The 26,737-nt window shown below is 40.0% G+C and carries 21 protein-coding genes and 1 tRNA gene; 12 read left to right on the forward strand and 10 right to left on the reverse strand.

All coding sequences use genetic code 11. The features are described 5' to 3' along the window. Positions 1 to 32: 32 nt before the first annotated feature. The 3 genes from SB49_RS02850 to SB49_RS02860 are packed head-to-tail and all read right to left on the reverse strand — an operon-like array spanning position 33 to position 1,902. Positions 33 to 620 (reverse strand): Maf-like protein, encoded by a 588-nt coding sequence (locus SB49_RS02850; RefSeq protein WP_062053661.1) that lies wholly within the window; start codon positions 618 to 620, stop codon positions 33 to 35. Positions 621 to 626: 6 nt separating this feature from the next. Further along, on the reverse strand, positions 627 to 1,154 hold the full coding sequence (locus SB49_RS02855) for a KdsC family phosphatase (RefSeq protein WP_062053663.1): 528 nt from the start codon (positions 1,152 to 1,154) through the stop codon (positions 627 to 629). Further along, positions 1,147 to 1,902 carry a Rossmann-like and DUF2520 domain-containing protein gene (locus tag SB49_RS02860; protein WP_062053665.1) on the reverse strand — a complete coding sequence of 252 codons (756 nt, stop codon included), beginning with the start codon at positions 1,900 to 1,902 and terminating at the stop codon, positions 1,147 to 1,149. The genes SB49_RS02855 and SB49_RS02860 overlap by 8 nt, the downstream gene beginning before the upstream one ends. 138 nt (positions 1,903 to 2,040) lie before the next feature. Between SB49_RS02860 and ccsA the strand changes: the two genes are divergently transcribed. The 3 genes from ccsA to bshB1 all read left to right on the forward strand — a co-directional run bounded on the left by ccsA (position 2,041) and on the right by bshB1 (position 7,219). Continuing rightward, positions 2,041 to 5,211: a cytochrome c biogenesis protein CcsA gene (gene ccsA, locus SB49_RS02865; RefSeq protein WP_062053667.1), complete on the forward strand. Its 3,171-nt coding sequence runs from the start codon at positions 2,041 to 2,043 to the stop codon at positions 5,209 to 5,211. 84 nt (positions 5,212 to 5,295) lie between these two features. After that, positions 5,296 to 6,474 (forward strand): trans-sulfuration enzyme family protein, encoded by a 1,179-nt coding sequence (locus SB49_RS02870; RefSeq protein WP_062053669.1) that lies wholly within the window; start codon positions 5,296 to 5,298, stop codon positions 6,472 to 6,474. A gap of 22 nt (positions 6,475 to 6,496) precedes the next feature. Continuing rightward, positions 6,497 to 7,219: a bacillithiol biosynthesis deacetylase BshB1 gene (gene bshB1, locus SB49_RS02875; protein WP_062053671.1), complete on the forward strand. Its 723-nt coding sequence runs from the start codon at positions 6,497 to 6,499 to the stop codon at positions 7,217 to 7,219. On the opposite strand, the gene SB49_RS02880 is transcribed toward bshB1, so the two are convergent. Next, positions 7,216 to 9,306, reverse strand: coding sequence for a tetratricopeptide repeat-containing sensor histidine kinase (locus tag SB49_RS02880; RefSeq protein ID WP_235537824.1), 2,091 nt, complete (start codon positions 9,304 to 9,306; stop codon positions 7,216 to 7,218). The two genes, bshB1 and SB49_RS02880, sit on opposite strands and share 4 nt — an antisense overlap. A gap of 433 nt (positions 9,307 to 9,739) precedes the next feature. On the opposite strand from SB49_RS02880, the gene SB49_RS02885 reads away from it, so the two are divergent. Then, positions 9,740 to 9,815: transfer RNA gene (locus tag SB49_RS02885), tRNA-His, on the forward strand. 182 nt (positions 9,816 to 9,997) lie between these two features. Here SB49_RS02885 and SB49_RS02890 read toward each other — a convergent pair. Then, positions 9,998 to 11,557, reverse strand: coding sequence for a M28 family peptidase (locus SB49_RS02890; RefSeq protein WP_062053673.1), 1,560 nt, complete (start codon positions 11,555 to 11,557; stop codon positions 9,998 to 10,000). Positions 11,558 to 11,626: 69 nt separating this feature from the next. Then, on the reverse strand, positions 11,627 to 12,487 hold the full coding sequence (locus tag SB49_RS02895) for an AraC family transcriptional regulator (RefSeq protein WP_062053675.1): 861 nt from the start codon (positions 12,485 to 12,487) through the stop codon (positions 11,627 to 11,629). A 147-nt stretch (positions 12,488 to 12,634) separates the two neighbouring features. Here SB49_RS02895 and SB49_RS02900 point away from each other — a divergent pair, with 147 nt between their 5' ends. The 6 genes from SB49_RS02900 (at position 12,635) to SB49_RS02925 (ending at position 19,297) form a co-directional block, all read left to right on the forward strand. Then, a complete protein-coding gene (locus SB49_RS02900; RefSeq protein WP_062053677.1) occupies positions 12,635 to 13,570 on the forward strand; it encodes a dihydrodipicolinate synthase family protein in 936 nt (311 codons plus the stop codon). A gap of 31 nt (positions 13,571 to 13,601) precedes the next feature. Further along, positions 13,602 to 15,185 (forward strand): aldehyde dehydrogenase (NADP(+)), encoded by a 1,584-nt coding sequence (locus tag SB49_RS02905; RefSeq protein WP_062053679.1) that lies wholly within the window; start codon positions 13,602 to 13,604, stop codon positions 15,183 to 15,185. A gap of 7 nt (positions 15,186 to 15,192) precedes the next feature. Continuing rightward, entirely contained in the window at positions 15,193 to 16,923 is a 1,731-nt protein-coding gene (locus SB49_RS02910; RefSeq protein ID WP_062058791.1) for a DUF885 domain-containing protein, read from the forward strand. Further along, positions 16,916 to 17,923, forward strand: coding sequence for a 4-hydroxyproline epimerase (locus SB49_RS02915; protein WP_062053681.1), 1,008 nt, complete (start codon positions 16,916 to 16,918; stop codon positions 17,921 to 17,923). The genes SB49_RS02910 and SB49_RS02915 overlap by 8 nt, the downstream gene beginning before the upstream one ends. A 158-nt stretch (positions 17,924 to 18,081) precedes the next feature. Then, positions 18,082 to 18,990: a DnaJ C-terminal domain-containing protein gene (locus tag SB49_RS02920; protein WP_062053683.1), complete on the forward strand. Its 909-nt coding sequence runs from the start codon at positions 18,082 to 18,084 to the stop codon at positions 18,988 to 18,990. 13 nt (positions 18,991 to 19,003) lie between these two features. Further along, positions 19,004 to 19,297 carry a chaperone modulator CbpM gene (locus SB49_RS02925; protein ID WP_062053685.1) on the forward strand — a complete coding sequence of 98 codons (294 nt, stop codon included), beginning with the start codon at positions 19,004 to 19,006 and terminating at the stop codon, positions 19,295 to 19,297. A gap of 21 nt (positions 19,298 to 19,318) precedes the next feature. On the opposite strand, the gene SB49_RS02930 is transcribed toward SB49_RS02925, so the two are convergent. Genes SB49_RS02930 through SB49_RS02945 form a run of 4 tightly spaced genes read right to left on the reverse strand, consistent with a single transcriptional unit; the run spans position 19,319 to position 23,441 of the window. Beyond that, complete coding sequence (locus tag SB49_RS02930; protein ID WP_062053688.1) at positions 19,319 to 19,996, reverse strand: ABC transporter ATP-binding protein; 678 nt, start codon at positions 19,994 to 19,996, stop codon at positions 19,319 to 19,321. Between the two features lie 9 nt (positions 19,997 to 20,005). Continuing rightward, positions 20,006 to 21,268 carry an ABC transporter permease gene (locus SB49_RS02935; protein WP_062053690.1) on the reverse strand — a complete coding sequence of 421 codons (1,263 nt, stop codon included), beginning with the start codon at positions 21,266 to 21,268 and terminating at the stop codon, positions 20,006 to 20,008. Next, positions 21,265 to 22,347 (reverse strand): efflux RND transporter periplasmic adaptor subunit, encoded by a 1,083-nt coding sequence (locus SB49_RS02940; RefSeq protein WP_062053692.1) that lies wholly within the window; start codon positions 22,345 to 22,347, stop codon positions 21,265 to 21,267. Before SB49_RS02940 ends, SB49_RS02935 begins: the two co-directional genes overlap by 4 nt. Positions 22,348 to 22,352: 5 nt before the next feature. Beyond that, positions 22,353 to 23,441, reverse strand: a complete 1,089-nt coding sequence (locus SB49_RS02945; protein ID WP_062053694.1) for a site-2 protease family protein — start codon at positions 23,439 to 23,441, stop codon at positions 22,353 to 22,355. 141 nt (positions 23,442 to 23,582) lie between these two features. On the opposite strand from SB49_RS02945, the gene SB49_RS02950 reads away from it, so the two are divergent. Further along, positions 23,583 to 24,527, forward strand: a complete 945-nt coding sequence (locus SB49_RS02950) for a 1-phosphofructokinase family hexose kinase (protein ID WP_062053696.1) — start codon at positions 23,583 to 23,585, stop codon at positions 24,525 to 24,527. A 105-nt stretch (positions 24,528 to 24,632) separates the two neighbouring features. After that, positions 24,633 to 26,726 carry a phosphate acetyltransferase gene (gene pta, locus SB49_RS02955; protein ID WP_062053698.1) on the forward strand — a complete coding sequence of 698 codons (2,094 nt, stop codon included), beginning with the start codon at positions 24,633 to 24,635 and terminating at the stop codon, positions 26,724 to 26,726. The last annotated feature ends 11 nt before the right edge of the window (positions 26,727 to 26,737 follow it).

Here is a 26,737-nt window from a genome sequence, read left to right on the forward strand (position 1 = left end):
TCGAGTGTTTTTTCAAAATTACCCAAAATCACCTAGCTAGCCATATCCATTAACGTTTTGTAAACGATATGTGTGGGAAGTCCGACAACATTGGCGTAAGACCCTTCAATTTGTTCTATACCTATAAGCCCTATCCACTCCTGGATACCATATCCGCCAGCTTTATCAAAGGGTTTGTAATTTTCTATATAATACAGGATCTCTTCGTCGGAGAGTGGTTTAAATTTTACTTTGGTACTGTGAAATTCCGTTTTTTGCGATGAAGATGTGGTAAAACAAACAGAAGTGATGACCTCATGCCAATCATCGGACAAGGTTTTGATCATCTTGTAGGCCTCCTTTGCATCCCCTGGTTTGGCCAAAGAACAACCGTTGTGCCACACCACGGTGTCCGAGGTGATCAATATCTCATGATCTTTGAGTTGGCTTTTAAAGGGGGAAGCTTTTAAAACTGCCAGATAATCTGATATTTCGGCAGCTTTTAATCGGTCAGGATAAATTTCTTCCACCGGCTTTAGGCGAATTTCAAAATCTAGGCCCAGTTCCCTAAAAAATTGCTGACGTCTTGGCGAGCCGGAAGCCAAAATGATCTGAAATGTTTTTAACCGTTCCTTCAACATATATTATTAATCGTTTCTAGCATTAAAATTTCCTTCCCAGTCGCCCCTAACCTTAAGAACTTGTTCGATGACATCCCTGACACATCCTTTTCCGCCATTGATGTGTGAGATGTATTTACAAACCTCTTTTACCTCTGGTACTGCGTCTTGGGGACAGGTGGGCAAGGCAACCATTTGCATAACGGGAATATCCGGAAGATCATCGCCCATGTAAAGGATCTGTTCTGGTTTAATGCCATAGACGTCCATATATTCTTTTAATGGTTCCTCCTTGTAATGAGCTCCCAGATATATATCTGTTACCCCAAGGCCTCTAAAACGGCTTCTTACACCTTCATTGGAACCTCCAGAAATAATGCAGACATTGTATCCTTTTTGAATGGCCGTTTTCAGGGCGAATCCATCCTTTATGCTCATTTTTCGCAGCATTTCGCCTGTGGTTGTGATGGTAACGGTACCATCCGTGAACACCCCATCTACATCAAAAACAAAAGTATCGATGTCCTTGAGGTATTCCTTGTAACTCTTACTCATAATTTTTTTTTATTGAATTGCTAAGTAAGGAATAAATTTCCTTATAGGTTTTATTTTCCAGAAGTCTTAGGTGATTGTTGATGGTGACCTGGTCTCCTCTTCTGGCCGGACCAGTTTGTGCTTCATGAGGATTTAGAACACTTATTTTATGGGCCGTTTCCTTTATCAGTGGATGTAAAAGTTCGAAAGGAATATTATGATCATTACAAATCTCGTTTCCGATCTGATAGAGGTGATTGGTGAAATTATTGACAAACACGGCCGCTAAATGGATGATTTTTCGCTGTTCAGAGGAAATATTGAAAACCTTTTCGGAAATCAAATGGGCCAAATGTTCCAATATTATTTCATCTTCTTTTTGTGCCGCTTCCAGGCAGATAGGAATTTCTTTAAAATCTACCTTTTTATTTTTCGTAAAGGATTGCAAGGGATAAAACACGCCTTTTCTTTGGATTGGTGATAGCATATCCAAGGCACAATTTCCAGAAGTATGTACTACAAGGCCCTTCTTACCGATAAGATTCTGGGACACTTCTTTAACGGCCCCATCACTTACTGCGATGAGGTATACATCTGCCTCTTTAATGTTTCCATAATCCAGAGTGACTTCTGTTTGCTTGGAGTAGACCAAAAGCTTTTCCTCAGATCTGCCAACCACTTGAAGAATCTTTACCTGGTTCGTTGCTGAAAAGGAATCATATAGATGTTTGGCAACATTACCGGTGCCTAGGATTACAATTGAAATCATGCCCAAAAATACAAATTAATGCAGTGTTGGCTTGGGAAATAATTAACAAACTTGTTTAACTTTTTAAATATGGCATTGGCCGCTAAAATCATAAAAAGACCGTATTTTTGCGCCTGAAATAAAACTTCTATCCTAGCGATGACAGAACTGCTCAAAAAGATTTTCTTTTCTACACGTTTAATGGCCATTCTTTTTATACTTTTCGCAACGGCTATGGCTTTTGGTACCTTTGTTGAAAGTTGGTACAGTACAGAGACTGCGAGAATTTGGATTTACAATGCCACTTGGTTCGAAGCTATTATGGTATTCTTCGTAATCAACTTTACAGGCAATATATTCCGTTATAAACTTTTGCGAAAAGAAAAATGGCCAGTGTTGATGCTTCACCTCTCATGGATCCTGATTATTGTGGGTGCTTTTGTGACCAGATATATCAGTTTTGAAGGTATGATGCCCATCAGGGAAGGTAATTCTGAGAATGTATTTTATTCAGATAAAACTTATTTGACCGCCTTTGTAGATGGAGATGTTAACGGACAGTTACAGAGACGTAGGTTTGAAGACGACCTGATCGTAACCCCTGAAGCGATGAAGTCTAGCCTACCATGGAATTTTGATTTTAACGGACAGGATTTCTCTATTTCATACGCAGGTTTTATTAAGGGTGCTGAAGAAGGACTGATCCCAGATGAAAATGGAAAACAATATTTAAAAATTGTTGAGGCAGGGGACGGGGACAGGCACGACCACTTTTTGGAAAGTGGAGAGATCACCAGTATCCACAATGTGCTTTTTGCTTTGAACAAAGAGACGGATGGTGCTATTAATATCATGACCACAGACAGTACGTACCTCATAAAATCTCCCTTTGAAGGTAATTTTATGAGGATGGCAGACCAATTCCAAGGCCAATTGTACAAAGACAGTTTGCAAACACTACAATTAAGATCGCTTTATAACGCTGCCGGGATGCAGTTCGTAATACCAGAGCCCGTCATCAAAGGGTCTTATGGGATTGTGCCCTTATCTGAAAACGAGATTACCAAGAATTCCCAAGATGCCCTTATTTTGGATGTAACTTCCAATGGGCAAACCGTACAAAAAAAGTTGTTGGGAGGAAAAGGAGCCTCAAACTTTTCAGAAAAATTTAATGTAGGAGGATTGGATTTTTCACTTTCCTATGGCTCAAAGATCAATGAACTGCCATTTCATATAAAATTGAACGATTTTATTGCCGAGAAATATCCTGGCACAGAAAAGGGCTATGCTTCTTTTATGAGTAAGGTGACGGTAGAGGACGATCGCCCTTTTGATTATGATATCTTTATGAACCATGTTTTGGACCACAAGGGATATCGTTTTTTTCAATCAAGTTTTCATCCCGATGAAAAAGGAACCGTCCTGTCTGTAAACCATGATGTTTGGGGTACTTGGATCACCTATATTGGCTATTTCCTGTTGTATATTGGTTTAATGGCGATTATGCTTTTCGGGAAGACACGTTTTAAAGATCTTGCTGGGTCTTTAGAAAAATTAAAGGCGAAGAAGAAGGCAATGACAATGATTGTCTTGTTGGCTTTTACATTACCGGGGATGTCACAAGAGGCCGATGATCACGACCACACTGAGATGCCAAAGATTGTTAACGTGGATTCTATGTTACAGTCCACCGCTGTTTCCTTGGCACATGCCGAAAAATTTGGGGAATTGGTCATTCAGGATGATGGTGGCCGTATGAAGCCCATAAATACCTTTGCCGCAGAACTTTTACGAAAAATAAGCTTCAAGGATAATTTTGAGGGGTTGAACCCTGATCAGGTATTTTTGTCCATGATGGGGAACCCATCCCTTTGGTACAATGCGAAGTTTATCGCTTTGGATAAAAAAGGTCAGAATGATAGTATCCGTAAGATTATTGGAATACCTGAAGGTGAGAAATATGTGAAGGCCACTGACTTTTTTGATGCAAAAGGTCAGTATAAGTTGGCCTCCTATTTGGAAAAGGCCTATGCCACCAATACTCCTAATAAATTTGAGCAGGATTTTAAGGATGTGGATCTGCGCTTGGGGCTTTTGAATAGGGCTTTGAGTGGGGAGATCATTAAAATTTTTCCTTTGTTGAATGATGAGAACAACAAATGGATCTCTACCATTGAGTATCGTTCTGGTAAATATCAGATACAGGATTCGCTTTACGCGAACTTCGTTAAAAATGCAATTCCTTACTATTTGATGTCCTTGGACAATGCCAATACGTCGGGGGACTACTCAGAAGCGGACAAGTTATTGGCTGCTTTTAAGAAAAATCAGCAAAACCACGGAAGTGAAGTTTTACCCTCCGAAAACAAGATAAAAGCAGAGGTCCTTTATAACAAATTGGATATATTCAATCAATTATACAAGTATTACGCCCTGGTTGGTGTATTGATGTTCTTCTTTTTGATCTTTCAAATATTCAAGGACCGTTCCATTTGGAGGGTGGGGATCTACTTCTTTAAAGGCTCTATTATTCTTTTGTTCTTATGGCATACGGCCGGACTAATCTTTCGCTGGTATATCTCGGGTCATGCTCCTTGGAGTGATGCCTATGAAAGTATCCTTTACGTTGGGTGGGCAACCATGGGTATAGGCCTGGCTTTTGGCCGAAAAAGCGATATGACCATCGCTTCAACGGCATTTGTGGCCTCTATGCTCTTATGGATCGCCCATCAAAGTTGGGTGGATCCCTCCATTGCAAATCTTCAGCCCGTATTGGATAGTTATTGGTTAATGATCCACGTGGCTGTTATTGTTGGAAGTTACGGTCCTTTGACCGTAGGGATGATCCTAGGGGTAGTTTCATTGATCCTGATCACCTTGACGACCAAGAAAAATAAAAAACGCATGGAGATCAATTTAAAGGAACTGACCATCATTAACGAACTAGCACTTACTTTGGGCTTGATTATGTTGACCATTGGTAATTTCTTGGGCGGACAATGGGCAAATGAAAGTTGGGGAAGATACTGGGGATGGGACCCAAAAGAAACTTGGGCCTTAATTTCCATTATGGTGTATGCCTTTGTAATTCATGGGCGTCTAGTACCGGGGTTAAGAAGTAAATGGACATTTAACTTCCTAAGTGTTATTGCTTTTGCCAGCATTATGATGACTTATTTTGGCGTGAATTTCTATTTGGTAGGACTTCACAGTTACGCCAGTGGGGACCAAGTGATTACGCCAACCTTTATATGGTATACCGTCGCTGCGGTCTTTGCATTGGGAGGAATTAGTTTTTGGAGATACCGAGTTAATTATTCAAAAAATTAAAGAAGGATACCTTTCATTTTGTAACTTTAGATTTTAGAAAAGGTGTTTTCGGACACCTTTTTAATGCTTAAAATAGTAGTCATCATGGCCGACAATATAAAAGGTTTAAATACCATTTGTACCCATTTCGGGGAAATACAGGATGAACAGTTCAAAGGAGCTGTTTCACCTCTTTTTATGAGTACATCCTATGCTTTTGAAGATGTGGATGTTAAACGTTACCCCAGGTATTTTAATACTCCCAACCAAGTGGCGCTCTCCAAAAAAATTGCAGCTTTGGAACATGCGGAGGCTGCCATCATCTTTGGTAGTGGTATGGCCGCAATTAGTACGGCTTTAATGGCTTTTTTAAAGGCTGGAGACCATATTGTACTTCAAAATACCCTGTACGGAGGCACCTATAATCTAGTGACAGAGGAATTCCACAAGTTTGGTATAGAATATTCTTTTACTACAGGTTTGGAACCAGCGGATTTCGAGGCGAAAATTAAGGAGAATACCAAGGTGATCTATATAGAAACCCCTTCCAACCCTTTACTCACCATTACAGATTTGGAGGCTGTGGCACAAATCGCCAAAAAACATGGTTTGGTATCTATGATCGACAATACCTTTGCGAGTCCCGTGAATCAAAATCCTATCGATTTTGGAATTGATGTGGTGCTGCACAGTGCCACCAAATACATGGGAGGACATTCCGATATATTGGCTGGGGCCGTAGCCTCTTCACATGAACATATGGAACGTATTTTTCAATTGGCCAAGAATTTTGGTGGTAGTTTAAGTGATTATACCGTGTGGCTGTTGGAACGTAGCATAAAGACCATGGGAATTCGTGTAAGGGCCCAAAACGAAAATGCCATGGAGATGGCCAAGTATCTATATGTGCACCATGATTTACAGGCCGTCTTTTATCCAGGGTTGGAGTCACATCCAGGGCATGAATTGGCCAAAGCGCAAATGAAAGGCTTTGGAGGGATGTTATCTTTTGAGTTGAACAAGGACCTGAACTCCTCCTTGTTTCAAAAGTCCTTACGACTTATTAAATCTTCTATGAGTTTGGCAGGGGTGGAGAGCACCGTTTTATCTCCTACGTTAACCTCGCACTCACTTTTGAGTGCAGAAGAGCGTGAAAAACAAGGAATAGCCGATGGTTTGATCCGTTTTTCGGTAGGTATAGAAGAAGTAGAGGACCTTATTGCAGATATAGAACAAGCATTGGCAACGGTAAAAGCAAAGAGCAGAACAGTGCATAGTAACTAAGTATAAATTTAAATTAGAATCTTTGAAACTAGATATTTTAGTATTCGGTGCGCATCCAGATGATGCCGAACTTGGAGCAGGAGCAACTATCGCGAAGGAAGTCGCTAACGGTAAAAAAGTTGGGATCATAGATTTAACAAGAGGGGAGTTGGGTACAAGAGGTTCTGCTGAGATACGGGATGAGGAAGCCGCTGCTGCTGCCAAGATACTTGGAGTTACCGTAAGGGAAAATTTGGAATATGCCGATGGTTTTTTCATGAACGATAAAAAGCATCAAATGGGCATTATTCAAATGTTGAGAAAATATAGGCCAGAAATTGTATTGTGCAATGCAATTGATGATCGTCATATAGACCATGCCAAAGGAAGTAGCTTGGTAAGCGACGCCTGTTTCTTAAGCGGCTTGGTAAAAATTGATACTAAACTAGAGGGCAGTGATGAATGGCAGGATGCTTGGCGGCCAAAGCAAGTGTACCATTATATACAATGGAAAAATTTAGAACCTGATTTTGTGGTTGATGTAAGTGGTTTTATAGATAAAAAAACAGAAGCTATCTTGGCTTATGGTTCACAGTTCTTTGATCCAAAGAGCAATGAGCCAGAAACACCCATCAGTAGTAAAAATTTTATAGAAAGTGTAAAATATAGGGCAAGAGATCTGGGAAGATTGGTGGGTACGGAATATGCTGAAGGTTTTACTGCAGAAAGGCATGTGGCCATTGCCAATCTATCTGATTTGATCTAGCCTACATTTTTGTAATCCTTCTGGGATTTTGGTATGGTGAAGAAAAAGCAGGTTCCGATTCTTAAAGCACTTTCTACCCAAATTTTCCCATTATTTTTTTCAACCATTTCCTTGCAGAGAGAAAGGCCAAGACCGGTACCCTTTTCATTGTTGGTGCCATAAGTGGTGTGGTTGGAATTGGCATTGAACAATTTATCCTGGGTGACCAAGTCCATCCCGATACCAGAGTCCCGAACAGAAATTTCCCAATGATCTTTCCCCTCTTGGGCATCTATAGTAACCATTCCATGTTCAGGCGTAAATTTCAGGGCATTACTGATAAGATTCCTTATAACAATGTCTATTTGGTTGACATCGGACCAGATAATTGTGTTGTCCGAAATCCTATTGATCATTTTTATCGATTTATTTTCAGCTATTTCTGATAATAGGTTTATGTTGTCAGTTACTAGTTCTTCCAATCCAAAAGCAGTCGGTTTGGTCACAGCCCCTTTCATTTGTGTCTGACCCCAAGATAGTAGATTGTTCAAGGTAAAGGAGATATGGTCCACATCATCACGCAATTTTGGTATGAAATCCATAAATTCTGATTGTTGTATTTCTCCGACCTTCAACATTCTTAATAGTTCTTGAAGAGCACCTATAGGACCTCTCAAATCATGACCTATAATGGAAAATAATTTATCTTTTGTCAGATTGATTTCGTTTAACTCTATCTCCCTTTTTAGGAGGTCCTCTTTTTGGTTTTGGAGTTTTACATTCAGTTTTTTCTGAATTTTCTGACCTCTGTGTATTAATAGGGTAATCACGATAAAAATAAGAATGATGACAATGGCACCATATACAACATATTTCTGATTAGTTAGGGCCTGCTGATTTTTTAAAATTAATGCTTCTTGTTCTTTTTCGTGGTCTATCTTGGTCTTAAGCATCGCCAGACCTCGTTTATTCTCGTCCCTGGAGAGGGTATCTGAAACCTGTTGGTAAATTTCGTGGAACTTTAAGGCTTCGCTATATTTATTTTTGCTTTTGTTGATCCTATATAGTGTCATGGCACATTTTTGTATGCCCTCCGGGAAATTGATCTTATTGGAAATTTCAAAGGATTCCTGAGCGTATTTTTCAGAAAGCTCAATTTCATTCATACCGTAATAGGCTTCGGCCATTCCGTTGAGAAGGTCAATTTTACCACGGTCGTCATTAATTTTCTTGTGTAATAGATTACATTGATTGTACCAGTGTAGTGCCCATTTATAATTTTTCTGTCTTAGATAGGTTTTGCCTTTTACCTCGTAAGAATAGGCTAGCCAATCCAAAATATGATTGTTCTCAAAGATTGGAATACTGGCATTTACATTAAACATGGCATATTCAAATTTGCCCATATCAGCATAAACAGAGGCCATGTTACACATAGTCTGCGCCTTGCTAATATCGTTTCCGATGTCCTCATTTAATTTTTTCACCCGTTCATAAAAGATAATGGCTTGCTCATAATCTTTTTGGGAAGCATAAAGATTGGCCAGATTTTCCAATAGAATAGACAATCGTCGTTCGTGACCTGATTTTTCGGCCAACTCCGTGCCTTCTAGAAAAAGATCAAGCGACTTGGTATAATCTCCTGCCCAATTGTACTCAGTGGCTAAAACGTTAATAATTTTCAATTTAATAAGGTCATTGTCAGTGTCATTGGCAATTTTCAATGCCTCCTTATAGTGGGCAATTGCCCTTGAAGACTCTCCCATATTGGAATGATAGATCCCCATATTCATAAGAGCTTCACTTTCGCCTTTTTTGTAGTTGGAGTTCTTACTGTATTTTAAAGCTTGGGTAGTCAATATTTTTAGACTATCGGAAGTATGATAGGCAAATTCTGCACTTAATTTGTTCAGAAGATTAATATAAGTGGTATCGGAGGTTGAAAAATTCTTCTGGGCATAAACTTCATGAAGAACTTTGGTTAAACTGTCCTTTACCTTATTCTGGGCTGCTACTATTGTTAAAGCGCCAAAAAAAAGCACCATAAATAAGATAGCTCTATTTGGTGTTTTTTTGTTGCGAATCGTAGTTGGTCTTAATAGGTACATTTCACTCTTTAAGTTATTATGGCTAAAACTAACATCTTAACGTGCAAAATTCTAATTTATGTTGTGAAGTGTCAAAAATTGTGTGTTTTAATCGTGAAAAATGGTATTTCATCGATGTTATGTACTCTTTTTGGTAATGCGGAAGGTATTGGGTGTTATTCTTTAACCCCTTGTAAAATAAGGAAAATTCCTACCAAATGCATATGAGGTAAACCACTATATGTATTAATAGTCCCTTGTGATCTATACATTCGCAAGTAACGTAACATAATATTCAAGTTCAAACAAGCCTTCCAATAAATCTGCTGGCAATCAGAAGTTTAATTTGTGCGCAGGTATTTTTCTTTCAATAGGAGTATTAAAAAATAAAAAAATGGAATATTTTATTTTGAAAGAAGGTTTTAAAAATTTACATTTGCATCCGCTTACAAATGGTGGTTGTAGCTCAGCTGGTTAGAGCATCGGTTTGTGGTACCGAGGGTCGCCGGTTCGAACCCGGTCTTCCACCCAGAATTACAAGCCTCATCTTCATTGATGGGGCTTTTTTTGTGCGTTGGTTTTTCTTCTGGCTATCTAACGTAATCCTATCGGTAAGATCAAGCAAAAGCATATAGTAAACTTCTGGTCCTGTGAAAATAATAAAGCCCCAATTACAAATAATTGGGGCTTTATTAATGAATTTAATATCTTTTTACATGGCCTTGTCCACAACGATACGGTTTTCACGATTGGCAAGTTCCCAAGCGGTATAGAAAACTAACCTGGACCTATTCTCCAAGAGGTCGTAATTAATTTTATCCGGTGTATCACCAGGTCTATGGTAATCATCGTGGGTACCGTTAAAATAAAAAATGATCGGAATATTGTTTTTAGCAAAATTGTAATGGTCACTCCTATAATAAAAACGGTTCGGATCGTTTTCATCATTGTATGTATAGTCCAACTCCAGTTTTGAATACTTGTTGTTCACTTCTTCAGACAACTCATGTAATTCCGTACTCAATTTGTCAGATCCAATTAAATAGATATAATTTCTGTCCCCTTCTCTTTTTGGATCAATTCTACCGATCATATCAATATTCAGATTGGCTACAGTTTGTGACAAAGGAAAGATAGGCTCAACATCCGTATAGTACATGGAACCTAAAAGTCCTTTTTCCTCTCCGGTTACATGAAGAAATACCACAGATCTTTTAGGACCGTTACCAGCATCGGCAGCTTTTTTGAAGGCTTGGGCAATTTCCAACAATCCTACGGTACCAGATCCATCATCATCAGCGCCATTATTGATATCCCCATTTTTACTTATTCCTATATGATCTAAGTGGGAAGAGATAATTATGCATTCTTCAGGCTTTTCAGATCCTTTTATGAAAGCGACCACGTTTTCAGAGTTCAATTCTATATTCGCACTCTCAATGGATAAGGTGACATTCAATGGCAGTACTTTTGCAGTCTGATCCTTTTCAATGCTCGGCAATAAGGTCTTGGCCATTTTGGCATTGATGAAAAAGCTACTGAAATCTTCCTCTTTAGAATCCTTTAATCCCATTCTTCCTGAATCATTTTTCAGCATATAGTCATACCTCGTTTTGAATCGGGAAAAATTATCAGCATCATAATATAAAACTCCTTTTGCACCTTTTTTTAAGGCCAATTCCATTCTTTTGCCAATGGATTCGGACATGTTGCTCCAAACCGACTTCTCCTTGGTTCCAGAAAGTACATAATTGCCGTTTTCAAGGGTTGGTTCGCCCGCCTTGATCAAGAGTATTTTTCCGGTTACATCCAAACCTTCATAATCTGAATAATTTTCCTCTTCTATACCGTAACCGGCATAGGCAATTTCAGTATAGCTCCCATTTGCCTCTGAAAAGGTCAGGAAGTCTTCTCCCATTGGATAAGATGTTCCATTTATGGAAATAGTTCCCTTTGGCAGTTTGCTCATTTGTAAGGGAACGGCCTGGAAATAGTCACCATTGGCCTGAGCAGCAGGAATTCCCATTGTTTGATATTGGGCCTTTAGGTATTCCACGGCTTTCTTTTGTCCGGGTTGTCCTGTTTCCCGTCCCTCAAACTCATCTGAGGCATAGGTGTAAAGGTGTTCCTTAAGTTCTGCCTCAGTAATGCTCAATGCATATGTTGTTGGGCTTACCTTTTTGATGGCCACTGGGGTAGCCTCGGAAACTGTCTTTTGTGCAGTGTTGCATGCAAAAGCAAGTCCGATTGCTACAAATACTAATTTTTTCATGTTTTTTCTGTTGTTAATTAACTAGTCCGAGCCAAAAATAGTGAAAAGATGGCGAATGCAGATCGTTACCTAACTGTAAATATTTGATTTCTTGAGTTGCTGATATTCCGAAGGAGTATTTCCTTTCAGCGCTTTAAATTTTCTATTAAAATTAGAGATTGAATTAAATCCAGAAGCATCTGAAATTTCTATAATAGAAAGGTCCCTTTCGTTCAAGAGAAGTTGACAAGCATGTTCTATGCGCAGTTCTATAAGGAATTGAAAAAAGGTCTTGTTTGTCCGTTGTTTAAAAAACCTACAAAAGGCATTTGGGGTCAAATGTGCAATGGAGGAAATGGTATCGAGTGTAATTTCACTTTGAAAATTATGAATCACATAATCAAAGATGGTCCTCATACGTTGACCTTCATTAAAGGATATGGTCTTAGGGTAAACAAATTTGGTCAGTACCTTTGTTTTGGCCTGACAAATTTTTTTTAAAAGCTTTAAGAAAAGGAGAAACCTATTAAATTTATCTGTTTCGCTTATTTTGTAGATTATCTGGCTGACCTTTGTTTTTTTGTTCAAAAGTTGGAATCCAGATTCGGCATTTGGAAAAAAATGTATAATCTCCTCTAGTTCCGGATTATTAAAAAAGGCCTCTCCAAAAGTCTGTCTTGTAAAAAAAAGGGAAATCATTTTACATGAATCTTTAGCGAGACCGTTATTTTGAAACAAATGAGGACAATTGCGGCCAATAACGAATATATCACCTTCTTTAAATTGATGTATACTGTCTGCCACTATCAATTTGCCCTGCCCTCTAACGATCAAGCTTAACTGTATTTCTTCATGCTGATGTAATTTATCATAAAAGTGTGGCCCTTCATCAATTTGAAGTACTAGGTTCTCATGAATGGGCTTAGGGATTTTAAAAGGATATACTTTCATAGCAGTTGCAAATATGCATATTTAGCATAAATATTTTGTCTAATTTAGACAATCAAGGTAAAATAGTCTCAGTATAGGTTAATATCCTTTTAATTTTTAGAGGTGTATCGATCTATTTTTGTGTGATAATCATAATTAAAAAACATCATGAATGTAAAATGGGAAGGGGTAATGCCCGCAGTGACCACAAAATTCAAAGGAGATGACACCTTGGACTTAGATTCTTTTGGGATCAATATTAAGGCACAATTGGAGGCTGGTGTGAACGGTATCATCCTGGGCGGAACCTTGGGAGAAGCAAGTACCCTTTCTGATGATGAAAAAAAGATGTTGATTGAGGAAACGGTCCGTTTGGTCAATTACCGGGTTCCAGTGATCATCAATATTGCCGAGCAGACCACCAAAGGGGCCATCCTTGCTGCCAAAAATGCCCAAGCCTATGGGGCAAGTGGTTTAATGATGTTACCACCTATGCGATATAAGGCGACTGATTTTGAAACAATGACCTATTTCAAAGAGGTTGCCAATAGTACCGAATTACCCATTATGGTGTACAATAATCCTGTGGACTATAACATTGAGGTTACCTTGGACATGTTTGAGGAATTACTTAAAAATCCAAATATACAGGCGGTTAAGGAATCTACACGTGATATTTCCAACATCACCAGAATCAAGAATAGGTTTGGGAATAGGCTGAAAATTTTATGTGGTGTGGATACCTTGGCCTTAGAAAGTATTTTGATGGGTGCCGATGGCTGGGTTGCCGGATTGGTAGATGCTTTTCCAGCAGAAACAGTTGCTATCTTTGAGCTGGCAAAAGCGGGCAGAATTAAAGAGGCACTTACCATATATAGATGGTTTTTACCATTATTGGAATTGGATATCAACCCTCAATTGGTTCAAAATATAAAATTGGCAGAGGTTGCAACCGGGATAGGAACGGAGCGGGTACGAGCTCCTAGACTACCTTTGCAAGGAGAAGAAAGGGAACATGTCTTGAATATCATTCAGGAAGGTATCAGAACTAGACCAGTTTTACCAAATTATAAATCGCTCAGAAATACTTCTAGTTCTAACTAAATGCTAATCAAATAAAAATACAAGGCAAAATATGCTTACTGGAAAAAATTATATTGGGAACAAGTTGTCCGCTGAAGGAAAACAGAGTTTTAAGACTTTCAACCCCCAAAAGAATATCGATAACAAATGTGAATTCAGGGAAGTTTCCAATGATGAGATAGATGCAGCGGTTCGTTTGGCCACCCGTGCCTTTTGGAAGTACAAAAATGTTTCGGCCCTAGAAAAAGCTCATTTTTTAAGAGCTATAGCGGACGAGATTGAAGCCCTGGGAAAATTGCTTATAGATACTTATATCTCTGAATCTGGATTACCCGAAGGGCGTGCAGTTGGTGAGCGGGGGAGGACTATGGGCCAATTAAGGGCCTTTGCGACTCTTTTGGAAGAGGGCTCCTGGGTTGATGCCAGCATTGATACGGCACAGCCGGACCGAGCTCCATTGCCGAAAGCCGATATAAGAAAAATGCTACTTCCTTTAGGACCCATAGCTGTTTTTGGATCCAGTAATTTTCCATTGGCCTTTTCAACCGCAGGGGGTGATACGGCTAGCGCCTTGGCAGCCGGATGTCCAGTTATTGTTAAGAGCCATCCCATGCATGCAGGAACTGGGGAATTGGTAGCCTCTGCAATTCTGAAAGCCGCCGAGAAGACGGGTATGCCCAATGGGGTATTTTCCAATTTAAACAGTTCGGGAATAGCCGTAGGTCAAGCATTGGTCATGCATTCCGGAATAAAGGCCGTAGGTTTTACAGGGAGTATAAAAGGGGGGATGGCCCTCTATAAACTGGCAGCAGAACGTAAAGAGCCCATACCTGTCTTCGCAGAAATGGGTAGTATTAATCCTGTAATTGCCTTACCGAGTGCCCTATTAGAGAAAGGGGATTATTGGGCAAAACAATATGCGGGGTCCATTACCTTGGGAGCCGGACAGTTCTGCACTAATCCAGGATTGATTTTAGGATTGGAGGGAGATGCCTTTGATTCGTTTGTGGATCAATTAGGCCAAGAATTGGAGCAGATAGAGCCGAGCTGTATGTTGCACCCAAATATTTACAAGGGCTATAATGAATCCAAGCAAAAACTCTCAGATCAGGAGGGGACAACTGTTGTTTGTTCTTACGATAATAAGGTGCCACCCAATTATGCCCAACAAAAAGTAGTAACTGTAAGTGGAGCCCAATTCTTAGCCAACACTACACTCCATCAAGAGGTATTTGGACCATTTTCTGTAGTGGTAAAATGCAGGGACAAGACTGAATTAAAAAACATTTTGGAGCACTTGGAAGGCCAGTTAACAGGAACCATTTTGGGAAATAAGGAGGAGTTGGAGAGTTACCAAGACATAGTAGAAGCCTTGACCAATAGGGTGGGAAGAATTATTTTTAATGGAGTCCCAACAGGGGTGGAAGTTTGTCCATCCATGCAACATGGGGGGCCATTTCCAGCGTCAACGGATAGCAGATTTACTTCTGTTGGGGTCTCCGCCATTAAAAGATGGTCCAGACCCGTTGCTTTTCAAGATTGGCCAAATGAATTGTTGCCCAAGGCATTGCAAAACAAGAACCCATTGAACCTTTTGAGGCTTGTCAATGGAAGGTATACCAACGATAAAATATAACGGTGCTATGAAATATTCTGGAGTCTTACTTGTCTGTCTTATCTTGTTACAACAGGGATTTGCACAAAATAAAATGATTGATGCAACAACTTCCCTGCACCAAATCATAGGTAACTATGAGAACCACGAAGGTTATAATAAAAAAGACTACCCATTGGGGCTCTTTAGCAAGGATTATTATAAGGCCGAGGCAGATTTTGCCAAGAACCTTCTCTCTGAATTATCTTCGCTTACATTTGCGGACCTTAGCGAAACTGATCAGATATCTTATAAGCTGCTTGCATTTGTATTGCAAGATGAAATCGACTTTTACAAATATGAAGGGTATTTAAACCCATTGCTATCAGATTCTGGGTTTCATAACAATTTAACCTATATGGTGAGACCTTTGAACAGCTATGAACAGGTAAGGGCATATCTTAGAAAGTTAAATGCCGTACCCAATTATGTCGAGCAGCATCTTATAAATTTACGGGAAGGCTTAAAAAAGGGAGTGTCTCAACCGAAGATCATTTTTGAGGGGTATGAATCAACCTACAACGATCACATTATTCAAAATTATGTGGACAGTTACTATTATTCACCATTTCAAAGCCTGCCTAAAGAGCTAACCCAAATACAAGTAGATTCTGTCTTAAAAGCAGCAAAAGAGGCGATTACAAACAATGTAACTCCCCAATTTTTGCGTATAAAAGCGTTTTTCGAACGGGAATACCTGCCGAACACCAGAGAGGCCATAGGTGTTTCCGAAACCCCCAATGGGAAGGGGTATTATCAAAACAGAATAAATTTTTATACAACCGATACGATATACTCAGCGGATGATATTCACCAAATTGGATTAAGTGAAGTGGCCAGGATCAAGGCTCAAATGGAACAGATTATTGAGCAGCTGGAATTTAAAGGAAGCTTTGAGGATTTTTTCCAATTTCTAAGGACCGACCCCCAATTCTATGCAAAAACCCCAAAGGAATTGTTGATGATCGCCAGGGATATTGCCAAAAGGGCCGATGCACAGCTCCCCCGATTTTTTAAAACCCTACCTCGTAAACCGTATGGTGTGGCTCCCGTACCCGATGCCATAGCCCCCAAATATACAGGCGGGCGATATGTTGGCACATCCAAAAATAGCACCGATCCAGGTTACTATTGGGTAAACACCTATGACCTGCCCAGTAGAACCCTTTATACGTTGCCTTCTTTGACGGTCCATGAAGCGGTTCCTGGACATCACCTTCAAGGTGCCTTGAACTTGGAATTGGGGGATAGTATTCCAAAATTCAGAAAGAACTTATATCTCTCTGCCTTCGGGGAGGGATGGGGCCTTTACAGTGAGTTTTTAGCGGAAGAAATGGGAATGTATACAACCCCCTATGAACATTTTGGAAAGCTTACCTATGAAATGTGGCGCGCATGCCGGTTGGTGGTCGATACCGGTATTCATGCGAAGGGATGGACCCGAGAACAAGTGGTAGATTTTATGTCATCGAACACAGCACTCTCCCTACACGAAATAAATACGGAAACCGATCGCTATATTTCATGGCCAGGACAGGCATTGTCCTACAAAATAGGGGAGCTAAAAATTAGGGAGCTTCGTAAAAAAGCAGAAACTACCTTGGGCTCTAAATTTGATGTTAGGGATTTTCATGAGGTGGTACTTGGGCAAGGCACGGTTACCCTGTCTATTTTGGAACAAAGAATAAATGAATACATAAAGAAGCGAACCAATGAGTAGAAAGACCTTCTTTTGTATTGATGCCCATACGTGTGGCAATCCAGTACGTGTTGTTGCCGGGGGTGGACCTAATTTAATTGGGAACAACATGAGCGAGAAAAGACAACATTTCCTAAAGGAGTATGATTGGATTCGTCGCGGGTTGATGTTCGAGCCAAGGGGGCATGATATGATGAGTGGAAGTATTCTTTTTCCTCCGCATGATCCCAATAATGATTTTGCCATCTTGTTCATAGAAACATCCGGTTGTCTGCCCATGTGCGGTCATGGGACCATTGGCACCATTACCATAGCCATAGAGGAAGGGCTCGTGACCCCAAAAAATCCCGGGAAGGTTTTAATGGAAGCTCCTGCTGGGTTGGTGGAAATAGAATATCAACAAACAGGCAAAAAAGTAGATTGGGTAAAATTGATCAATGTAAAGAGTTATTTGGCCGCTGAAAATTTGACCGTAGCTTGTCCGGAATTGGGAGAACTTACCTTCGATGTAGCCTATGGCGGTAACTATTATGCCATTGTGGATCCCCAAAAAAACTTTTCAGGAATTCATAATTTCACTGCCAATGATATCATCCGATATTCACAGGTGATACGGGACGATATCAATAAAAAATACCCGGATAGATTTATACATCCAGAGAATGATACGATAAGGGATGTTTCCCATATACTCTGGACTGGGAATCCTTTAGACCCAACTTCTTCTGGCCGCAATGCTGTTTTTTATGGAGAAAAGGCGATTGATAGATCACCATGTGGTACAGGAACATCGGCCCGGATGGCGCAGTTATTCGCAAAAGGAAAACTGCAGGTGGGAGAAGCATATATTCATGAGAGCTTTATCGGCTCCAAATTCATTGGAAAGGTAGAATCGGTCACCGCCCTGAATGGAAAAACAGCCATTGTTCCAAGTGTTCAAGGTTGGGCCTTTGTGTATGGTTACAACAACATTATCATTGATAATGATGATCCCTACGCCCACGGATTTCAAGTAATATGATCAGGAGGGCCAACAAGACTCACTACTTTTTTGCTCGAGGAATACAGAACTGACATTTGTCATAATTAATTTGGTCCTACGGTTATAGATTTGAAGCAAGGCCCGAAATTTATTTGGGTATTGGTTCAGATTTAAAAAGCTTCGGCACATTAACACATATGGATTTCATAGATTATTATAAGGTTTTAGGGCTGTCCAAAGGGGCATCTGAGAAAGAGATCAAAAAAGCCTACAGGAAAATGGCCCGTAAATACCATCCCGATCTTAATCCCAACGACAAGGAAGCGGAAAAAAAGTTCAAACAGATCAATGAGGCCAATGAAGTGCTTGGTGATCCTGAAAAACGTAAGAAGTATGACCAATACGGTAAGGATTGGGAGCATGCAGAAGCTTTTGAAGAGGCAAGGAAGCAGCGGTCACGATCTTCCGCCTTTGGAAGGGAAGGTTTTGAAGATTATAGGTATGGCGGCGGGGAAACGGCCGGTGATTTCTCGGATTTTTTTAATGCCATGTTTGGAGGACGTAGCCAAAGGTCACAGCGAAGGCAGGTTAAATTCAGAGGACAAGATTTTAATGCGGAGCTTCAGCTTGGTCTTATGGATGCCTATACAACCCATAAGCAGACCCTTACGGTAAACAACAGAAAAATAAGGATCACTATTCCGGCTGGGGTAGAGGATGGCCAGACGATTAAAATAGCGGGACATGGGGGGGCTGGAGTTAATGGAGGACCCAATGGAGATCTTTATATTACTTTTTCAATTGTAAATAATACGGCCTTTAAAAGAGAGGGCGAAAATTTATACAAAACAGAGGAAATTCCCTTGATTAAAGCTGTTTTAGGGGGTGAAATTACCATAAGCACTTTAACTGGTGTTGTCAAATTGAAAGTAAAACCGAATACCCAAAACGGCACCAAGGTAAAATTAAAGGGCAAGGGATTCCCCAAGTATAAAAAAGATGGGCAGTTTGGAGATCTTTTTGTTACCTATTCCGTGAAAATACCAACATACTTGACACCTAGACAAAAAGAGTTGTTTGAGGAACTTGAAAAAACAAACCTATAACCTGTAATCGAAGATGATGAATACGTACTATATAACGATAAAGGATTTTTGTAGTAGTCATGAGATAGAGGAGTCTTTTGTTTTTACACTTGGTGAGTATGATTTGGTGACAGTGGAGATCGTGGAACAAGAACACTATATCCATCAGGAAGAACTGCCAAAGCTTGAGAAAATGGTGAGGCTACATCAGGATCTTGGTATTAATCTGGAAGGTTTGGAGGCCATTCACCACCTGTTGGAAAGGGTAGAGCAGATGCAGTCGGAAGTCCACCTGCTTAAAAATAAACTTAGAAAATGGGAAGAATGACCAATCAATTAAATCCCATAATTATTGTCTAATGACCCTTCCGTCTTCCATTTCTATGATCCGATCCGTTCTTTTCGCAAAATCAATATCGTGGGTAACAATTAAGAGGGACAAACCTTCATTCTCCTTTAATTCCTTTAAAATTTGAAATACGTTTTCAGAATTGTGGCTGTCCAGGTTTCCGGTGGGTTCATCACCCATTAATATGGTGGGGTTGTTGATCAAAGCCCTTGCAATGGCCACACGTTGCTTTTCACCTCCTGATATCCGTGAAGCTTTATTGTTGGCCAAATGTTCAATATGCAACATTTTTAGTTTTTCCATGGCATTGTGCTCTATTTCTCCAAATGATTTTTCTGCCAATTTTTTTGCTGGGAGCATCACATTTTCCAAGACCGAAAATTCAGAAAGGAGGTAATGGAACTGGAAAACGAAACCTATGTTTTTATTTCTAATTCTTGAAAGTTCTTCATTCTTTTTACCCGTAATAAGTTCATTGTTGAAATATAGTTCTCCTTCATAATCGGTGTCCATGGTAGAAAGAATATAAAGAAGAGTGGATTTCCCAGAACCAGATTTTCCCATAATGGAAACGAACTCTCCATTTTTTATCTGAAATGAAATATCCTTTAAGACATGAAAAGGCACTGGTTTTTTAAAATGTTTGTTGATATGTTTAGCTTCTAAAACGAAATCCATACATGGGTTTTAAGATCCTCTAATAATTCGTACCGGGTCTATTCTTTTTGCCTTATTTGCGGGCAAATACCCCGCTATAAATGTCGAAATTAAGGCGAAAACAATACCTATGACATAGTACCAAGCATTGAAATTGACAGGATATGTGGTAATGGTGGGCAACGCCTCCGTTTCAAAGGGTACCTTATCTATTATGTTTGAAAGGATATACCCTACGATCAGACCACTAACACCTCCTAGAATACCAATGATCATGGCCTGGCTCATAAAGATGAGTTTAACGTCACGACCAGAAAATCCAGTCGCTTTTAATATGGCGATATCTTTCATTTTCTCGTAAATGAGCATGTTGAGAATATTATAGATTCCAAAACCGGCTACGATTAATAGTGTAATGGAAACCGCATAGGTTATGAGGTTCCGGATGTTTGATCCAGTTTCGAACTGTGCATTGGCCTCGTTGATGTCCGTTGCCTTCACCTTAAATTGGCGTTCCATTGTAATTGCCATTGACTCCGCCTTAGAGATGTCATTAAGTTTTACATTGATATCGGTAATATAGTTTTCTGCTTCACCGAGTATGCGTTGTACCGTTTTTAAGTTGGCATAACTTTGTACGTTGTCCAGATCGGCGATACCACTTTGGTACAACCCCACAATTTTTAACGGAAAGACATCGCCCGAAACAGTACTGATCTGCACCCTATCCCCAGGGGAGAGAGACATTTTTTTAGCCAATCCAGCTCCCAGAAGAATACCGTTGTCATTGTTTTTTAACGCAATGGGTGTGCCTTGGATGATGTAATCCTGAATATTTGATAGTCGGACTTCTTCCATAATATCAATTCCTGTCAATTTCCCGCCCAATTCTATAGACCCTGATAAATAGAAGATTTGTGCCCCCAATTGTGGGGTGGCGCCCAGAACGTTTTTGTCCGCTTTTAAATACTGGATTATGGGCACGGCATTGTGGATTTTTTTTTGGGCCTGCTTGGGCTTGATGGAATGCACTACATTAAAAGTGTTCGCATAATCTTCATAAAGACCTATGGGTTGTTTTTCACTTGGTTCTATTTCATTGTAAATATGGATATGTGGGGTTTGATTGAGGATCAGATCGTCCAGCATACTATTTAGTCCCGTCATAAAACTTACCAAGGTAATATAAGCGCCTATCCCAAAAGTGACCCCAAGTGAAGCGGTAATGGTAGATTTCATCTTGGTGGTAAGATGTGTCTTTGCAATTCCTAAAATGACTTTCCAATTGGTCATTTTTCTGGTTTTAGTAATTCAGTTTCTTTGGTTATTCCGGATAAGATTTCCACCCGTTCCAAATTTTGTAAGCCAATAGAAACCACAACGGATCCTTCCGAGGTCCTTACCTTGTTCCCTTCCATAAGATACTCTTTGGGGATGGTAAGGGTATGTTCTTTTTCTGCAACAATAATATTTCCCTCCCCCGAAAGTCCTGGATACAATACCTTGGGAGGAGATACAAATTCAGCTTCAATTTTAAAGGTTTGGGAACGTTCCTCTTTCCTAGGGTAGATTTTACTGATCTTGGCTTCAAAAACATCGGATCCGTAGGCATCAAGAGTGATGAGGGCTCTTAATCCCAAGGCTATTTTTACAATATCCACTTCATCCACCAACATTTCAATTATAAAATCATCATCCTTACCTATGGCGGCAATTGGTTCCATAGTACTGACCAGCTCCCCAGGATTTTTGAACAGGGCATATACCTTCCCGTTAATTTTGCTTTCTACCGTAAAATCCTCCGTGTTTATCAAGGAAGTTCTATAGCTATTCTTAGCTTGTTCCAATTGGGTCTTCAGCTCATTTTTGGTTCGGTTGTATTTCGTCTGTAGCAGTTGTAGTTGATTGGTTGAAAGTTCAAAATTTAATTTTTTGGTGTCGTATTCCAATTTGGACCCTATCTTTTGTTTCCAAAGGGCCTCTTGTCTGAAAAAATTTATGGAATCGTTCCGGTAGCGCAAACGGGCTGCATTCATTTCGTCCTGAATGTCCCTCAAAATTGCATAATTGCCCTGATAATTTTCCTGGGCCAATTTCACATTGAGACGGGCATTTTCTGTATTTAATTTCGGAGATGTATTTATAATCTGTAAAATGGGCGCCCCTTTTTTTACCAGATCACCCTCTTCAACCAAGTTGATATCCAAGATGCCATTAACGGCCGAATATACCTGGTAGAGACTATCGGGTTGTATGGTAACTGATGAATATACAGATTCTGTCATTTTGATTTCCACAGGACGTACTATTTCTTGTTTTTTACCACAAGAGACTAAAAGCAGGAGACAGGGTATGGCTTTTTTGAGTAGCATTACAGTTATTGATTTGGATTGGATTTAAAGACAATGAATTCGCTGATATTGGTCATATCAATGGCTCCAACCAATTCATTATTATGTGTGACGGGATAAAAAGTGCTTTTTTCATTCCTTATATTTTCTAAAACTGAGGTAATTGCTTGTGTTATATCTACAGTTTTAATATCCTTTTGCATAACATCCTTGATCAATACAGATGGCTTATTGGCGTTTTTAACAATATCCTTATGATATAATACTCCTGCAATTTGATTGTTATCCATGACCACAAAATCCTTTTCTGTACTTGCCAATACCGCATTTATCGCTTGTTGGATAGTATCTTGCGGATGAAGCAGGGTAAGTTTGGTAAGCATGGCCTCCTCAACAATATGGCCTTCCAAAATAGATTGGTTTTTTACCATTTGGTTCTCTCCATAGGCCCCTACAAAAATGAACAAGGCTATCAATATTAGAAATGGATTGAAGAAAACCCCGAGCATGAAAAATAAAACGGCCAATACCTGCCCCAAGCTGGAGGCAATCTCTGTTGCCTTCACCCGGCCCAATTTAAATGCCAAAAGGGATCTTAAAACCCTTCCACCATCCATGGGAAAGGCAGGGATCATATTAAATAACACCAACATAATATTGGCTAAAAATAGAAATAAGAGTAGGCTTTGAAAACCGGAAGTGTTTAAAAAATCTTCCATCCCAGAAGGATCCATACTCATATAGTTTTCAAAGGGAATAAAGAACGATAGCAGTATGGCAATCAGTACATTTACGGCTGGGCCTGCCAATGCTACGAATAGCTCCTGTACAGGTTTTTCTGGTATTTTTTCTAAAAGAGCTACTCCTCCGATAGGTAATAATGTTATTTTTTTTGTGCCGACCCCAAATCTTTTGGCTGTAAGTGCATGACCCAATTCGTGGAGTACCACACATAAAAATAGAATTAGTATAATAAGTATATTCAAGAGTGACGAATTCAGGTTTCCCCCTTGTTGGAGGTCGAGAAATACTACCCATATCAATAAAAAGGAAAATGTCCAGTGTATTTCTATTTTTATTCCGGCAATTTTGCCAAGTTGCAGTACTCCTTTCATTTAATTTCTTTTTTGTGAAAGTAGAGACAACCTAATATTTTAGAAATGACAACCGTCATGTATATCTTCGATGGTTGGGGATACTTTTGACCTAAAGATGCATTTATGTTATAAAATCAACGTCTTACTATTTAGAATCATATGAAAAGGATATTCACCCTAACCATGAACCCCGCCTTGGACAAAAGTACCTCGGTAGCAGGAGTGCTGCCCTTTAAAAAGCTGCGCTGTAAGGTCCCAATATATGAGCCGGGGGGCGGAGGCATTAATGTTTCCAGGGCAATTAAAAAATTAGAAGGGTCCTCAGTGGCTATTTATCTTTCTGGCGGACCAACGGGGGAACATATGAAGGAACTATTGACCATGGAAGGGATAGCCCAAAAAATCATGACAATAGAAGAATGGACAAGAGAAAATTTAGCAGTGACGGATACTACAAACGAACAACAGTTTCGCTTTGGTATGCCCGGGCCGAAAGTGCAGGATACCGAATGGCAACAGGTTTTGGAAGATTTGCCCTTGCTTTTAAATGAAGGAGATTACCTAGTGGCCAGTGGCAGTCTCTCACCAAATATCCCAGTTGATTTTTATGCCCGGGTGGCCAAAATTGCGCTTGAAAAAAAAGCCAGGATGGTTTTAGATACGTCAGGTGAAGCCCTGGAAATAGGAGCCAAAACTGGAGTCTTTTTGCTAAAGCCCAATTTAGGGGAACTCAGTTCCCTTTGTGGTGTATCACGAATTACCACACAGAATCTGGAATCCTTGGCTTTAAAATTTATAAAGGAGCATAACTGTACCGTACTGGTGGTTTCCATGGGTCCCAAAGGTGCCATGTTGGTGACAGTCAAAGGGAGCGAACATATCCCAGCCCCAACCGTACAACATGTCAGCAGTATTGGAGCAGGGGACAGCATGGTCGCTGGAATGGTACTGCGCTTGGCATCTGGTGATTCTTTTGGTGAAATGGTTAGATATGGCGTGGCATGTGGAACAGCAGCTACCATGACACCGGGTACACAATTGTGTCAAAAAGAAGATGTAGATAAGTTGTACCAGTGGTTGACACAACAAAAGACCTTTAAATAACCCCAAATTTTCTAAAAATCTATAAACTTGGAGCATAGAATTTTAGTATCTTTTCTGCTGTTGGTGAAAATAAAAACCTAAATAACTTCAAACTGTTGATTACTAATGAGTAAAGCAATTTATATAGCCACTACTGGTCCCAATAGTGGTAAATCAATCATATCCTTGGGCCTCATGCAAATGTTATTGGGCAAGGCTGCAAAAGTGGGCTATTTTAGGCCAATCATCGATGACTTTCTGCCAGGACAAATGGATAATCATATAAAAACAATGATTACTTATTTTGATTTGGAATTAGAATTCGAGGATGCATATGCCTATACCAGAAGTCAGATTATCCAAAAAAAAAATAAGGGGAAAGAGGATGAGATCATCAGTAAGATCATTGGAAAATATAAGGCTATTGAGGACCGGTTTGATTTTATGTTGGTTGAGGGTACCGATTTCTCTGGGGAAGACAATATCATTGAATGGGATATTAATGTATTAATGGCCAAAAACCTCGGTATTCCCACGATCCTACTATCTAGCGGCGTAGGAAAAACTCTTGAAGATTTAATTGGGAACATACAGATCGCCTATGATTCCTTTAAGGAAAAGGGAGTGGAGGTATTGTCCGTAGTGGCAAATAAGGTGGATCCGGACTATTTGGATTCCGTAAAAGACGGCCTCATAGCAAACCTGCCTTCTGAGGTTTTGGTAAATGTAATACCATTAAATCCGGTGTTAGCCAATCCCACGATCAAAGAAATTGTGGAAGAATTGGATGGCAAAGTACTTTTTGGGGAAGCTTATTTAAACAACCAGGCTGGGTACTTCAGCGTTGGGGCCATGCAATTAAGGAATTATTTGACTCATTTAAAAAGTAATAGTTTGGTGATAACCCCTGGCGATAGGGCAGATATCATACTCGGGGCTCTTCAAGCTAACCTTTCCGCTAATTACCCCATGATATCAGGAATAGTGCTCACAGGCGGACTATTACCCGAAGAATCCATTATTAAGCTGATTGAAGGGCTTTCCGAAATTGTTCCCATCATTTCCGTGCAAGGGGGGACCTATTCCATTACCAATCGAATTGGGGACATTAGGCCTCGGATGTATGCTGAGAACTTACAGAAGATCACGACATCCATTCACGCTTTTCAGAACTATGTAGAGGTAAATGCCCTGGAAGAAAGGTTAATTACCTTTAAGGCTTCGGGGATCACCCCTAGGATGTTCCAGTACAATCTGGTCAAAAGAGCCCAATCCATTAAAAAACACATTGTATTGCCGGAAGGCATGGATGATCGCATTTTGATGGCCACAAAGGAATTGGTCGATACCAATACCGTTGATATTACTTTGTTGGGCGATCCGAAGGAAATCATTGATAAAATTGCTAGAATGGATTTGGGATTGGACCTGGAAAAAATTTCTATTGTCTTGCCCACCGAATCCGCATATTTTGAGGATTATGCCAAAACGTTGTACGAGTTGCGAAAACATAAAAATCTAAACCTGGCCATGGCCCGTGACCTGATGGAGGATCCTTCTTATTTTGGAACCATGATGGTCTATAAGGGACATGCGGACGGAATGGTTTCGGGAGCGGTGAACACCACCCAACATACCATTAGACCGGCACTGCAATTTATAAAGACCAAACCGGGGATTTCTGTGGTGTCCTCTGTCTTTTTTATGTGCTTGGAGGATAGGGTCACTGTTTTTGGCGATTGCGCCATCAATCCCAACCCAACCGCTGAAGAATTGGCCCAGATTACTATTTTATCTGCGGAGACAAGTTTGGCATTTGGGATAGAACCAAAAGTGGCCATGCTTTCTTATTCTTCCGGTGCCTCTGGGATAGGGGAGGATGTGGATAAGGTAAGGAGGGCTACAGAGCTGGTAAAAAAAATGAAACCAGATTTAAAAATAGAGGGTCCCATACAGTACGATGCAGCGGTGGACATTAAAGTTGGTAAGACCAAACTACCCGATTCTGAGGTTGCGGGCCAAGCAAGTGTGTTTATTTTTCCTGATTTAAATACTGGGAACAATACGTATAAGGCCGTACAAAGAGAAACAGGAGCCTTGGCCATTGGCCCAGTTTTACAGGGGTTGAACAAGCCTGTAAATGATTTGAGCCGTGGTTGTACCGTAAATGATATTTTTAACACCGTAGTGATCACTGCCATCCAAGCGCAGGGCATATAAGAAATTTAGAA

This window comes from Sediminicola sp. YIK13, from assembly GCF_001430825.1.
Classification (GTDB): Bacteria; Bacteroidota; Bacteroidia; order Flavobacteriales; family Flavobacteriaceae; genus Sediminicola.